This is a genomic window from Mobilicoccus caccae, assembly GCF_030161635.1.
Classification (GTDB): Bacteria; Actinomycetota; Actinomycetes; order Actinomycetales; family Dermatophilaceae; genus Mobilicoccus; species Mobilicoccus caccae.
Genome location: NZ_BSUO01000001.1, coordinates 1094896 through 1107658, shown reverse-complemented (window position 1 = coordinate 1107658; position 12763 = coordinate 1094896). Strand labels below are relative to the sequence as shown.

The window sequence follows — 12763 nt, the reverse complement described above, 5'->3', positions numbered from 1 at the left end:
TGTGGACTCAGCGACGCGTCGCGAGGACGCGGTCGAGGTTCTCGCGCGTGCGTCGATGCCGTCCGAGGATCTCGTTCTGCGGGTCCAGCAGGCGCGCCTTGGCCACGCCCGCGATGGCACCGCCCAGCCGCTTCTCGACCTTGCGGCGACGCCTCCGCCCGCCGATGCGCACGAACGGCACGCACACCAACGCCAGCAATCCCCCGGCGACCAGGCCGCCGAGCAGGAGTCCGGTGGGGACGGGGATGCCCGAGTAGGTGGGGGTGTCGGGCAGCGGGAGTTGAGCGGCGCTCATGGCCCACAGCAGCATCAGCCACAACAGTCCGCCGAGGGCGGCCAGCACGAGGATCCACTGCAGCGCCCCGACGACGTACCACCACGCCGGATTGCGGGCTCGCAGTGGGGTGCCGACGATGGCCTGGTCCAGGGCGTCGGCCAGATCGTCCTCGTCGGAGCCGGTCGCGATCTCCACCGCATCGGCCCACAGCGCCGGCAACCCCTGGCTCGCCTTGGTGCCGAGTCGGCGCCGCAGCGTCGCGACGGCCGCCCGGGCCGCCGGCGTGGCCTCAGGGAGGGAGGAGCGCGCCAGCACCGCCCCGATCTCCTGGTCCTGTTCGGTCTGCTTGCGGCGCTTCGCGCCCTCGGCGCCGAGGACGGTCCGATCGAGGCGGAACCGCCGCAACGGGTTGGCCCGCATGCCGCCGACCCAGCGGGTCAACGGCCACCCGGTGTGCACGGATGCACGGGCGCGGTAGTCGCGCTCGACGCTGTCCAGCACGATCGGCACCCCCGCCGTCCTCGCGAGCGCGGCGACCAGCGCGGCGTCGGGTTCGGACGACACGGTGGGCTCGGTGTCGCCGACGTACGCGCGCAGCGCCTCGGCCTCGGTGTGCAGGTCACCCACGAGGCGCACGCGGGCTGCGGTCGCGGCGCGCACGGCTCCGGCCAGGGCGCCCCGCAGCTCGTCCAGTCCCTGCCCGGTGCGCGAGGAGGTGAGGATGACCTCGGCGTTCGGAAGACCGTCGTCGGCGAGGAGTTCGCGCAGGTGGGTCCGGCACGCGGCGGCCTCGTCGGGGGCGAGCCGATCGGCCTGGTTGAGCACGACGAGGGTCACGGCCTCGTGGGCGCGCATCCGTCGCAGGTAGTCCTCGTGCAGGATCCCGTCGGCGTACTTCTGGGGGTCGGTCACCCAGACGAACACGTCGGTGAGTCCGAGCACCCGGTCGGCCTCGGCGCGGTGCGCCACCCGGTGGGAGTCGACGTCGGGGAGGTCGAGCAGCACGAGTCCGTCGAGGTGCTCGGTGGCGCCGCTGCGTTCGGCGCGCTCGGGGCTGACCCGGTGGCGCGAGGCCGAACCGATCCAGTCGAGGAGGTCGTTGGCCGGGTCCGATCCCCACACGGCCGAACTGATCGTCGTGGTCGTGGGGCGCAGCATCCCCACGGTCGACACGGCCGACCCGACCAGCCGGTTGAACGTGCTCGACTTGCCGCTGCCGGTGGCGCCGGCGAGCGCGACGACGGTGTGGTTGCCCACGAGTTCGAGCCGCTCGGAGGCCTTGCGCAGGATCTTGCGGGCCGAGGCGACACGCTCCGGCGGCAGCTGGTCACCGCCCTCGTCGATGGCGGCGATCAACCCGGCGACGGCGTCCTTGAGCTGTTCGGGGCTCGGGGCCGTGGCGCGACGTCCACGGCGGCTCATCGGGCCACCGCCACGTCGGCCGCGGCGTCGAGCAGACGGCCCGGTCCGGCGGGGTCGACGTCGATCCGGTCGGTGACGGCGAAGACCCGATCCTTCTGTGCCTCATGGAGTTCGGCGACCTTGGTCAGGAGGTCTCCGCGGGCCTTGGCGGCGAGGGTCCGCACGGCCTGGTCACCGAAGATGGCCTCGAGCAGGCGCTGTGCCACGACCGCCGACCCGCCGGCGATGCCGACCTCGGCTCCACCGAGAGTGCCCATGGTGTGGCTGAACACGACGAGCATGAGCACGACCCCGACGGCGTTGACGCCCATCGACAGCACCCGGGCGGTGGTGCGGCGGTCCTTGCCCTCACTGCGGACGAGGTCGAGCAGATCCTGCTGCCAGTCGCGCACCAGGCGTTGGACGTCGTCCTCGAATCCATCAGGCACAGTAGCGATCTCGGGATTCTTCGCGAGGACGTCGTCGGCCCCGGCGATGGTGCGCCAGCGCTTGGCCACCGTGGCGTTCGCGTCCTCGGTGTGGGCGATGATGAGGTCGACGACGCCGGACTGCAGGGCCTGACCCAGTTCGGTGGCGGGCGCCGGACGTCCCTTGATGGCGGCGGTGATGCGGTCGCGCAGCCGGCCGAAACCGACCTCGATCTGGCGCAGGAACTCGCCCGTCCCGACGAACTCCTGCCAGCGGGCGAGCACCTCACCCCGCAGGAGTGTGCCGTCGCTCATGCCGGTCGAGACGCCCTCGATCGACTCGGCGTAGGCGACGTCGACGACGGCGCGCATCTGTTCGATCGTCTGCACCTGTGTCGAACTCGCCTCGGCGAGTCGATCGACCCGTGCGGAGAGGGAGTCCAGCGCGCCGTCCAGGGTGCGGCGCACGACGAGTCCTCGGGCACGCTGGTCCTCGCCCAGGCGGGAGAGCCAGCCCCGCAGGTCCGCGACATCGGGCTCCGGCAGGAGTCCCTGCTCGTCCAACGTCGTCTCGGCGAGCGCGAACACCGGTGAGTTGGTCAGGCCCTCGTCGACCAGCATCCCGCCGAGGTGTTCGGCGATCTCTTCGCTCGCGCCATCGGGGACGCGGTCGAGCACGATGGCGACCGACGTACCGCGCTCGACGGATCGGCGCAGCATCTCCCACGGGACCGCGTCGGCGTAGCGCGAGGCGGTCGTGACGAAGAGCCACAGGTCGGCGGCGCCGAGGAGTTGGCGGGCGAGGTCGCGGTTGCCGGCGACCACGGAGTCGATGTCGGGGGCGTCGAGGAGCGCGATCCCGGGCGGGAGTCCGTCGGCGACGGCGAGGCGCAGGGCCGAGGGGTCGTCGTTGCCGGTGCCGTCCTCGCCGCTGAGTCGGGTGAGGTGGGGCAGGACGCGGGGGTGGTGAACCAGCGTGCGTCGTCGGCGTGGTGGACGAGGACGCAGGCGCGGGTGGTGGGGCGTAGGACCCCGCTGCGGCTGACGACCCGGCGGGCGAGGGTGTTGACCAGGGTGGACTTGCCTGCGCCGGTGGAGCCGCCCACGACCGCGAGCAGGGGCGCGTCGATGTCGACGAGCCTGGGGATGATGTAGTCGTCGAACTGGTCGAGCAGTTCGGTGCGGTCGCGCCGGGCCTGCTCGGCGTCGACGGCCTCCAGCGGCAGACGCGTGTCCGCGATGTTCGCGCGCAGTGCCTTGACGGACTCCAGCAGTCGCGCGTCGCCGCCGACGGGGCCGCGCTCCTCGAGGGACGTGCCCTCGTCCGATTCGTCGGTCACTCTTCACCCTTTCGCCGCTGCTGGACAACGGTACCGGCGTGGCCGGGCCGGTCGCCTCCCGGCGTGCCCCTGGCGTGCCTCGGAGGTGTCGGTTGGGAGCCCGGTCACCGCGCCGTGACCCATTCGAGACCGAAGGGCGAGAAACGCCTCACGATCACGGTCGGGCGTCCGATGGGTGCGATACCGGAGGGCCCCACCCCTGTAGGGGCCCAGCCAGGACGGCGTCCGGCCCACGGAAGGAGCCCTGCCATGAGCACGTCCACCACCCTCCTCGACACCCGTGTCTTCGAGACTGAGGTTCCTGCTGCCCCGGTCGCGATGGGCGACCTCGTCGTCGGCGCCGCCGCGCGTCAGGGCGCGGCCGTCATCGGCGTCCTGCGCCGCACCGATCCCCAGGCGTGGCTGTTCGCCGAGCGCGCCCGCTACCTGCGTTCGGGGTCGTGCGACCCGTACGCGGAGCAGCTCCTGCGTCGCGCCGGCTTCCTGCAGGACTGAACCCGACGGGGCGGCCGTCTAGAATCTCGGCGTTGCCCCCGTAGCTCAGCTGGATAGAGCAAGAGCCTTCTAATCTCTAGGTCGCAGGTTCGAGTCCTGCCGGGGGCGCCGAAGGCGCCGACGGCAGAAGCAACAGGCGACTGGAACGACGTGAAGCCGCCGACGGGGGCGGGCTCTAACCCTCACCACCAAGGGCAGGACAGTCGTAGCCGTAGGCTCCACGCACACGGGTGAGATCTCCGACGGGTGGGTGAAGTGATGGCACGCGACGCCGTGGCTGCGATCAATGCGCTGGTGAGCGACGGGGACGTCCAGGAGGCGGCCGTGCACGCCGCCCGGTTACGACCCCGCTTCGTCGCCGAGCACCTCGACTACCACGCCCTGTCCGACGACGCGCAGCCCTGGCTCGACTTCGCACGGGCCTGGGTCGAGGCTGCCGACCCTCTCGACCGCCCCGAGATCGCCGCATGGCTCGTCGACACGTCGGTGTCGGAGATGTCGTACCTGCATGCCCAAGGCGAGGCCGCGGCTCTGATGGCGCGTGTCACCCGCGAGGCGACAACTCGACTGGCCGCATTGCTCGACCGGATAACCGTGCTCAGCAGAGGCCCCGACGCCGGCCTCTCGACGGCGCAGGCCCAGCAGTACACCACCGCCGCCGCGGCACTGCGCTCGCTCACCCTGCCGTAGGCCGTCGGCGATCGACCGCCGGCCGAGTCCCCCGCCCGGACCCGACCGCGGCCCCACCCGACCGCCGGGCCGGGAGCGCCGTCGGTCACAGGCGATTGGAACGAAGTGAAGGCACCGAGCAGGGCGCCCCCCAGGGATCCATACAAGGGTGCCGGGAGGCCTCCGTCCGGCCTCCGGAATCACCACGCGGACAGAAGCGTCCACATCGTGGTCACCTCTTGACCTGTACTGCCACCCGGTTGTGTGCATGTACCGACCGGACATCCCCCTCGGATACCTGCTGGTCACTGAACAAGCAGCGGCCGGTCGGCCTGAGCGGGAGACGAACCCGGCAAGCCCTACGTGGCACGAAACACACACACCCGATGTGACCGATGCGGTGTGGACGGCGCAGTATTTCTTGGTGCGGTTGCACGGTCGCGACGTGCGTACACTTGTCCTAGGACGGGATCGTCGTGGTCGAGGCAAGTGCATCGCGACCCACGTCCGAGCGGATGCGATCGAGGCGAGGCAGCCAACGCGGCGGTGTCGTGACGATCGCAGATGGAGGAACACAGCATGTTGCAGAAGAGTCAGCCAGGACCGGTGCCGCAGCAGAGGCAGAACGCGTATGACGGGTCGTTCAACCCCTGGCTCGAGCACTCCCACCTGTTGTGGTCGCACACCGTCAAGATGACGGCGCTCGGCACCGAACTCCAGCAGGACGCGATGCGCGCCTACCGCGGGGTCGCCAAGTGGTACGGCGAGCCCTTCGTCCTCAAGAACGTCTTCCAGCGCATCGAGAAGGTCCTCGAGGCCAACACCGTCCTCATGCGTCAGCTGAGCCGTGACTACGCCAAGCCGGAGTTCGGATTCGCGACGACGAAGATCGACGGCGAGGACGTCGCGGTCAGCGAGTCGGTCACGATCGACAAGCCCTTCTGCAAGCTCATCCACTTCGAGCGCGACACCGACCGCAACGACCCGGTCGTCCTGCTCATCGCGCCGCAGTCCGGCCACTACGCCACGCTCCTGCGCCCCACGGTCGAGCGGCTGCTGCCCGAGGCCGACGTCTACGTCACCGACTGGGCCAACGCCCGTGCGGTCCCGACCGAGGCCGGCCAGTTCGACCTCGACACCTACGCCGACTACCTGGTGGAGTTCATCGAGTACCTCGGCCCGGAGACCAACGTCGTCTCCATCTGCCAGTCCACGGCCCCGGCCGTCATGGCGGTCTCCCGCCTCGCGCAGGAGACGCCGGACGGGCAGCCCGCCACCCTCACCCTCATGGCCGGCCCGCTCGACCCGGCCGCGGCACCCACCGAGGTCACCGATCTGGCCGACCGCATGCATCTGCCGTCCTACCTGCAGGCGTTCATCGCGCGGGCACCCAACGGACGCCCGGTCTACCCCGGATACGTGCAACTCATGTCGTTCATCGCGATGAACCCGGAGAACCACTTCTCCTCCCACCGCGACCTGTACCGGCACTACGTCGCCGACGACACCAACCCCGAGATCGAGCGCATCGAGCGCTTCTACCGGGAGTACTTCGCCGTCACCGACCTCACCGCCGAGTTCTACGCCGACACCGTCGACCGCGTGTTCATCAAGAAGGAACTGGCCCGCGGGACCATGGTGTACAACGGCAGCCTGGTCCGTCCCGAGGCGATCACCTGCCCCGTCATCGGCATCGAGGGCGCCAACGACGACATCTCCGCGCCCGGCCAGACGCGGGAGTTCATGAGGAAGTTCACCGGCTCCAGCGACGTCAGCTTCTACGAGCAGGAGGGCGCCGGACACTACGGCGTCTTCGCCGGTGGCCACTGGCGTGGTCAGATCGCCCCGCGCATCATGGGCAAGATCCACGAGACGGCGGCGGCCGCCGGGCGCACCTACAGCGACCCGCAGCGGCCCACGATGACCATCGAGCCCTACGAGGGCTGAGACCGGCCGACGGCCGAGACCTCAGTCGAATGCGATGCGGCGCCGGATGCGATGTCCGGCGCCGCATCGTCGTCCTACACCATCCACCTAGTGACCCACGTCACGCGGCGCACACGGTGCGACTAGGGTGAGGACGTGAGCCACGGGGACGGCACGGACGATGTGCACGTGTACTGGACCCGCCCGTCCTACGAGCCCGGGCTGGAGTCCCTCCTCGACGAGGTCGAACGGACCACGCTCAGCCGGTTGCACCTGGACCGCGACAGGGACCGCTACATCAGCGCCCACGTCCTGCTCCGCCGCGTCCTCGCCCGGCACACCGGCATCCCCGAGCAGGAGCAACGCTTCCACCGGCGCTGCGTCCTCTGCGGCGGACCGCACGGCAAACCACGACTCCTCACGCCGGGGGTCGACCCGGCGGACCTCGTCGCGGTCAACGCCCTCGACACCCCGCAGGTCAACCTCTCCTACGTCGGCAGCCGGATCCTCCTGGCACTGCGCGAGGCCGGCCCGGTCGGCGTCGACGTCGAGCATTGGGACAAGACGGATTTCGCGGGCTTCGGGGCGGTCGCCCTCACCCAGGCCGAGGCCAGGGAACTCCTCGAGTTCGACGTCGTCGACCGTTCGCCCGCACGCGCGACCTGGTGGGCGCGCAAGGAGGCCGTCCTCAAGGCGACCGGCCACGGCCTGCGCGTCGACGCCCTCAACCTGCGCGTCTCCGCCCCGGACGTCCCCCCGGTGCTGCTCGACTGGACCGATCCCGAGATCGCCCGCCCCCAGGTGACCCTCGCCGACGTGCCGGTCCCCGGACGGTACGAGGCGGCCGTCGCGGCCGCCGGGCACGTCCGCCTGCGGGTCCACGTGCACGAGGTCGCCGACGTGGCGCCCTCACCCCTCTGACGCCGACTCGCCCCACCTACGCGGCGGCGGCGACCGGCGAGAGGACTCGGGTCATCGCCCCGGGAGGAGACGTGCCACGAGCCCGCGGTGCTCGGCCTCCGGGTGCCGGCCTCCGGGCAGCTTGGGCAGGGCCCGCTCGTCGATCCACGGGCTCAGCACGCCGTCGAGTCCGGGCTCGACCACCGACAGGTGCCGGCGGAAGTCGTCGGTCGTCACCACGGTGTCGAGGTGCCCGGCCACCCACCCGCGCACCAGGTCGAAGAAGGCCTCGTCGCCGATCGCGATCCGCAGCGCGTGCAGCGCCAGGGCGCCGCGCTTGTAGACCCGGTCGTCGAACATGAGGTCGGGGCCGGGGTCGGAGATGCGGATGTCCTTGGGCTCACCGGCCAGGACGTCGTAGGCGCGGGCCGCGGACTCCTGCGCGGTCGACTCACCGATGTGATCCCACCACAGCCACTCCGCGTAGCAGGCGAATCCCTCGTTGAGCCAGATGTCGCGCCACCGGGCCAGACCGACCGCGTTGCCGAACCACTGGTGCGCGAGTTCGTGGGCGACGAGCCGCTCGCTCGTGCGTTTGCCGTCGGCGTGGTTGCTGCCGAAGATCGACAGCGCCTGCGCCTCCAGCGGGATCTCCAGGGCGTCGTCGGTGACGACCACGTCGTACCGCGAGAACGGGTACGGCCCGAACAACCCGACGAACAGCCGCATCATCTCGGGCTGGCGACCGAAGTCGTGAGCCACCTTGCGGCGCAGCCGATCCGGCAGGTAGATCGACTGCGGGACCCCACCTCGCGAGCCCGCCGGCGTCGTCTCGGAGTACCGCCCGATCTGGATGTTCGCGAGGTAGGTGGCCGTCGGGGTGGCGTTGTCGAAGACGCTGGTGGCGCGACTGGCCGAGCGGGTCCGCGAGATGAGTTCGCCGTTGCCGACGACGGTGTAGGCGGCCTCCGTGGTCACCGAGATGCGGTAGGTCGCCCGCGCCGAAGGCCGGTCGTTGCACGGGAACCACGTCGGCGCGCCGTCCGGCTGGGCGGCCACGAGCGCCCCGTCGGTCAACTCCTCGAAACCCACCTCGCCCCACGGCCCACGACGCGGCTGCGGGGTGCCGCCGTACTCGATGACGACCTGGAGGCGACGGCGCGCGCCGCCCTCGCCCCGCAGCGGGACGACGAGCTTGTCGCCCCGGCGCTTGACGCCCTTGACGGAGACGCCGTCGACGCGCACGTCGCCGACGACGAGCCCGACGAGGTCGAACTCCAACTCCTTGGCCGGCTCGATCAACGTCACGTCGATGCGGGCGGTGGCCACCAGGCGATTGGTGCGAACCGTGTAGTCGAGGTCGAGGTCGTAGTGGGTGACGTCGTAGAGGGGGCTCCCCTGCTTCTTGACGTAGTCGCGTTCAGGCATCACGCTCAGCATCCCACGGCGCGATGGGGTTACCGACCCAACGGGACCCCTCGGGAACGCTCTCCCCGCGCAGGACGAGCGACGCCGGGCCGACGGAGGCCCCGCGGTCGATGTGGGCGGCGGGCAGGACGACGCTGTTCGGCCCGAGCGTGGCGCCCGCGCCGAGCGTGACCTCGTCCAGGCTCATGACCCGGTCGTGGAAGAGGTGCGTCTGCACCACGCACCCGCGACCCACGGTGGCGCCGTCGGCCAGACGCACCAGGTCGGCCTCGGGCAGCCAGTACGACTCGCACCACACGCCATGCCCGATGCGCGCCCCGAGACTGCGCAACCACACCGACAGGGCCGGGGATCCGGTGGCGGACCAGGCGAACCACGGCCCGGCGAGCATCTCGACGAAGGTGTCGGACAGCTCGTTGAGCCACACGAACCGGCTCCACAGCGGATGCTCCGACACGGTGATCCGGCCGATGAGGACCCACTTGGCCAGGGACGTGATCGTGGCGGCCAGGGCGCCGGCGCCGATGAGGACGAACCCGCTGAGCAGCACCGCGAGCGGGAGCGACATCTTGCCGAGGCCGAGCAGCGTGAAGACCACCAGCACGGCGAGCGCGAGGTTGACCATGACGGGGACGACCCGGCAGCACTCGATGACACCGCGGAAGAACCGGAGCCGGGGGAGGGTGAGAACGTGCGCGCGTCGTCGAAGGTCTCGGTGGCCACGCGACGCAGTTTGACCGGCGGGCTGCCCAGCCACGAACTCCCGGCCTTGGACCGACGCGGCGCCGCGGAGAGCACGGCCACGAGTCCGTCCTTGGGGACCTTGCGGCCGGCGGCGGTCATCCCCGAATTGCCGAGGAAGGCGCGCTTGCCCACGCGGGCGCGGCCGACGCGCATCCACCCGCCCCGCAGGTCGTAGGAGGCGACCAGCGTGTCGTCGGCGAGGAACGCGCCGTCGCCGATCTTGGTCATGCAGGGCAGCAGGAGCACGGTGGAGGCCTCGACGCCGTGGCCGACGCGGGCGCCCAGGGCGCGCAGCCACCAGGGGGTGAGCTGACTCGCGTAGATCGGGAAGAGGATGGTGCGGGCGAGGTCGAGCACGCGCTCGGTGACCCAGATCTGCCACCCCACGCGACTGCGCACCGCGTGATGGCCCTCGATCACGCCGATCGAGCAGAGCCGCACCACGACGAGCACGACGATCGCGAAGCCGACCATGCCCAGGACGGTCGCGAGCGGGGTCAATGCGAGGGTCGGCAGCAGCGCCTGGCTGAGGACCTCGACCCGGCCCACCGGCTGCAGGAGCAGCCAGATGGCGGGCAGGAACCCGATGATCGGGAGGAACGCCAGCGCGAATCCCGATGCGGCGTACAGGCCGACCCACCACCGGGCCCGCGCGGGTCGATGCTCCGGCCATTCACCGGCGACCTTGCGCGCCGAGGTCGGGGAGGCGGGAGAGCCCGCCCAGACCTGCCCCGCCGGCACCTCACCGTGGACCGCGGAGCCGGCCGACACCACGGCGCCCTTGCCGACCGAGGAACCCGGAAGGAGCATGCTGCGCGCGCCGATCGAGGCGTGCGAGGCGATGCGGATGTGTCCGACGTGGAAGGTGTCTCCCTCGACCCAGTGGCCGGAGAGGTCGACCTCGGGCTCGATCGCCGCGCCACCGCCGAGGGTGAGCATGCCGGTCACCGGCGGCATCGCGTGCATGTCGACGCCGCGGCCGATCTTGCCCCCGAGCCACCGCGCGTAGTTGAGCATCCAGGGGGCGCTCATCAGGGACGTGGCCCCGATGCTGTCGGCGAACTTCTCACAGCCCCAGACCCGCAGGTGCACGCTGCCGGCGCGTGGGTAGGTCCCGGGCTCCAGGTCGCGCAGGACCAGCCGGCAGACGAGGACCGAGAGACCGAGCTGCCCGATGGGGGTCCACCCGATGAGCAAGCCCACGACAAGGAAGGCCCAGTGCGCCTGGGGCAGCGCGACCCAGCCGGCCAGGTGCAGGACGGTCGAGATGGCCGACACGAGCACCAGCCACCGGCTTCCGCGGATGCCGGCCATGAGCACGTCGATCGCGAGTTGCACGGCCTGCGCCGACGCCGGGACCCGCTTGGGGATCGGCCGGGGTTCGTCGTCGCGGCCCTCGATGCGCAGTGTCCCCCGGTGGTGGTCGAGCAGGGCGGCCTGGGCCGTCAGTCGGGGGTGGTCGTAGAGGTCGGCGACGGTGACGCGCGGGTGGTGCGCCCGCAGCAGGGAGACGAGTCGGGCCGCCGCCAGGCTGCTGCCACCGAGGGTGAAGAAGTCGTCGTCGGCGCCGGGGTCGACGCCGAGGACGGCCCGCCACTGCTCGGCGAGCCAGGCGGCCGTGCCCGTCAGCCCCTCGCTGCCCGACCCCGCCGGCGCGTCACCGTCGATCGGCCAGGGCAGGGCGTCGCGATCGACCTTGCCCGAGGTCCTCGTGGGCATCGTGTCGACGACGTGCAGTCGCGGCACCATCGCCGCCGGGAGTGACTCCTCCAGTCGTGCCCGCGCGTCCGCCACCTGTTCCTCGCCGTAGGCCTCGGGGTCCTCGGGCAGGAGGTAGCCGACGAGGACCTTGACACCCGGGGCGGGTTCGCGGACGGCGACCGCCCCCATCGCCACGTTCGGCAGGGCCGCCAGCGCGGCGTCGATCTCACCGAGCTCGATGCGCCGACCACCGACCTTGACCTGGTCGTCGGCCCGTCCGGCGAAGATGATGCCGTCCTCGTCGCGGACGACGAGGTCGCCGCTGCGGTAGGCGCGATCCCAGCCGAGCATCGGTGCGTACGTGGCGGCGTCCTTCTCGGGGTCCAGGTAGCGCGCCAGGCCGACACCGCCGATGACCAGCTCACCGGTCTGCCCGTCCTCGACCTCGATGCCGTCGGCGTCGACCACGGCCAGATCCCACCCGTCCAGCGGCAGCCCGATGCGCACGGGCTCCTCGCCGGTCATCAGCGCCGCGCAGGCGACGACGGTGGCCTCGGTGGGGCCGTAGGTGTTCCACACCTCACGCTCGGGCGAGCTGAGGCGGGCAGCGAGTTCGGCGGGCAGTCCCTCCCCGCCGAAGATGAGCAGGCGCACCCCCGCGAGGCTCTCCTCGGGCCACAGGGAGGCCAGCGTCGGCACGGTCGAGACGACGGTGATGCCGCGTCGCTCCAGCCAGGGGGCCAGGTCGACGCCGGACTTGACCAGCGACCGGGGCGCCGGGACGAGGGTGGCCCCGTGGCGCCAGGCCAGCCACATCTCCTCACAGGAGGCGTCGAACGCCACCGACAGGCCGGCGAGCACGCGGTCCCCGGGGCCGAGCGGCGCGTCCTGGAGGAACAGGCGGGCCTCGGCGTCGACGAACGCCGCGGCGCTGCGGTGGGAGACGGCCACGCCCTTGGGGGTTCCGGTCGACCCGGAGGTGAAGATGATCCAGGCGTCGTCGGTGAGCTCGAGCGGGCGGATCTCGGCGACGGGGGCGTGCTCCCCCGGACGGCCCTGGACGCCCTCGTCGGTGAGCACCGCGGTGACCTTCGCCTCGCCGAACACGAGATCGGCACGCTCCTGCGGGTCGTCGGCGTCGACCGGCACGTAGGCGGCACCGGCGCGCAGGATGCCCACGATCCCGACGTGCAGATCGGGGCGCCCGGTCGTCATCCGGATGCCCACCCGGTCGCCCGTGCGCACACCCGCCTCGTGAAGACGGTCGGCGATCTCCCCTGCGGCGTCCCACATCTCGCGGTACGTCAGGCGGCCGCCGTCGGTGACGATCGCGTGCTCCTCGCCGAAACGCTCGACGACCTCACCCAGGATGTCGAGCAGCGTCCGGGCCGGCGGCGCCAGGTGTCCACGGCGCAAGGCGGTGGACGCGACGGTTCCAGGCATTCGACAACCCT

7 protein-coding genes, 1 tRNA gene and 1 pseudogene are annotated in these 12763 nt (G+C 71.5%); 5 read left to right on the top strand and 4 right to left on the bottom strand.

Annotation, left to right across the window (positions count from 1 at the left end; all coding sequences use genetic code 11):
• Positions 1–7 precede the first annotated feature (7 nt).
• Together QQK49_RS05455 and QQK49_RS05450 are read right to left on the bottom strand one after the other, a co-directional pair.
• Positions 8–1699, bottom strand: a complete 1692-nt coding sequence (locus QQK49_RS05455) for a GTPase (RefSeq protein WP_284303062.1) — start codon at positions 1697–1699, stop codon at positions 8–10.
• On the bottom strand, positions 1696–2826 hold the full coding sequence (locus tag QQK49_RS05450; protein WP_284303061.1) for a hypothetical protein: 1131 nt from the start codon (positions 2824–2826) through the stop codon (positions 1696–1698). Before QQK49_RS05450 ends, QQK49_RS05455 begins: the two co-directional genes overlap by 4 nt.
• An 869-nt stretch (positions 2827–3695) precedes the next feature.
• Between QQK49_RS05450 and QQK49_RS05445 the strand changes: the two genes are divergently transcribed.
• From QQK49_RS05445 to QQK49_RS05425, 5 genes are all read left to right on the top strand, one after another.
• Positions 3696–3941: a hypothetical protein gene (locus QQK49_RS05445; RefSeq protein WP_284303060.1), complete on the top strand. Its 246-nt coding sequence runs from the start codon at positions 3696–3698 to the stop codon at positions 3939–3941.
• Positions 3942–3975: 34 nt separating this feature from the next.
• Positions 3976–4049: transfer RNA gene (locus QQK49_RS05440), tRNA-Arg, on the top strand.
• A gap of 150 nt (positions 4050–4199) precedes the next feature.
• Positions 4200–4631, top strand: coding sequence for a hypothetical protein (locus tag QQK49_RS05435; RefSeq protein WP_284303059.1), 432 nt, complete (start codon positions 4200–4202; stop codon positions 4629–4631).
• A gap of 558 nt (positions 4632–5189) precedes the next feature.
• Entirely contained in the window at positions 5190–6557 is a 1368-nt protein-coding gene (phaZ, locus tag QQK49_RS05430) for a polyhydroxyalkanoate depolymerase (RefSeq protein ID WP_284303058.1), read from the top strand.
• A gap of 135 nt (positions 6558–6692) precedes the next feature.
• The gene (locus QQK49_RS05425) at positions 6693–7457 is read left to right on the top strand and encodes a 4'-phosphopantetheinyl transferase family protein (RefSeq protein ID WP_284303057.1); all 765 of its coding nucleotides are present in this window, start codon (positions 6693–6695) and stop codon (positions 7455–7457) included.
• A 51-nt stretch (positions 7458–7508) separates the two neighbouring features.
• On the opposite strand, the gene QQK49_RS05420 is transcribed toward QQK49_RS05425, so the two are convergent.
• Together QQK49_RS05420 and QQK49_RS05415 are read right to left on the bottom strand one after the other, a co-directional pair.
• Positions 7509–8864 carry a M1 family metallopeptidase gene (locus QQK49_RS05420; protein ID WP_284303056.1) on the bottom strand — a complete coding sequence of 452 codons (1356 nt, stop codon included), beginning with the start codon at positions 8862–8864 and terminating at the stop codon, positions 7509–7511.
• A pseudogene (locus QQK49_RS05415) lies at positions 8857–12752 on the bottom strand (Pls/PosA family non-ribosomal peptide synthetase). The gene QQK49_RS05420 and the pseudogene QQK49_RS05415 overlap by 8 nt, the downstream one beginning before the upstream one ends.
• Positions 12753–12763: the final 11 nt, after the last annotated feature.

What these genes read in the sequence shown, in the direction of transcription:
- phaZ (WP_284303058.1), top strand. Translation starts at nt 5,190, where the DNA reads ATGTTGCAGAAGAGTCAGCCAGGACCGGTGCCGCAGCAGAGGCAGAAC.
- QQK49_RS05435 (WP_284303059.1), top strand. Translation starts at nt 4,200, where the DNA reads ATGGCACGCGACGCCGTGGCTGCGATCAATGCGCTGGTGAGCGACGGG.
- QQK49_RS05450 (WP_284303061.1), bottom strand. Translation starts at nt 2,826, where the DNA reads ATGCTGCGCCGATCCGTCGAGCGCGGTACGTCGGTCGCCATCGTGCTC.
- QQK49_RS05445 (WP_284303060.1), top strand. Translation starts at nt 3,696, where the DNA reads ATGAGCACGTCCACCACCCTCCTCGACACCCGTGTCTTCGAGACTGAG.
- QQK49_RS05420 (WP_284303056.1), bottom strand. Translation starts at nt 8,864, where the DNA reads ATGCCTGAACGCGACTACGTCAAGAAGCAGGGGAGCCCCCTCTACGAC.
- QQK49_RS05455 (WP_284303062.1), bottom strand. Translation starts at nt 1,699, where the DNA reads ATGAGCCGCCGTGGACGTCGCGCCACGGCCCCGAGCCCCGAACAGCTC.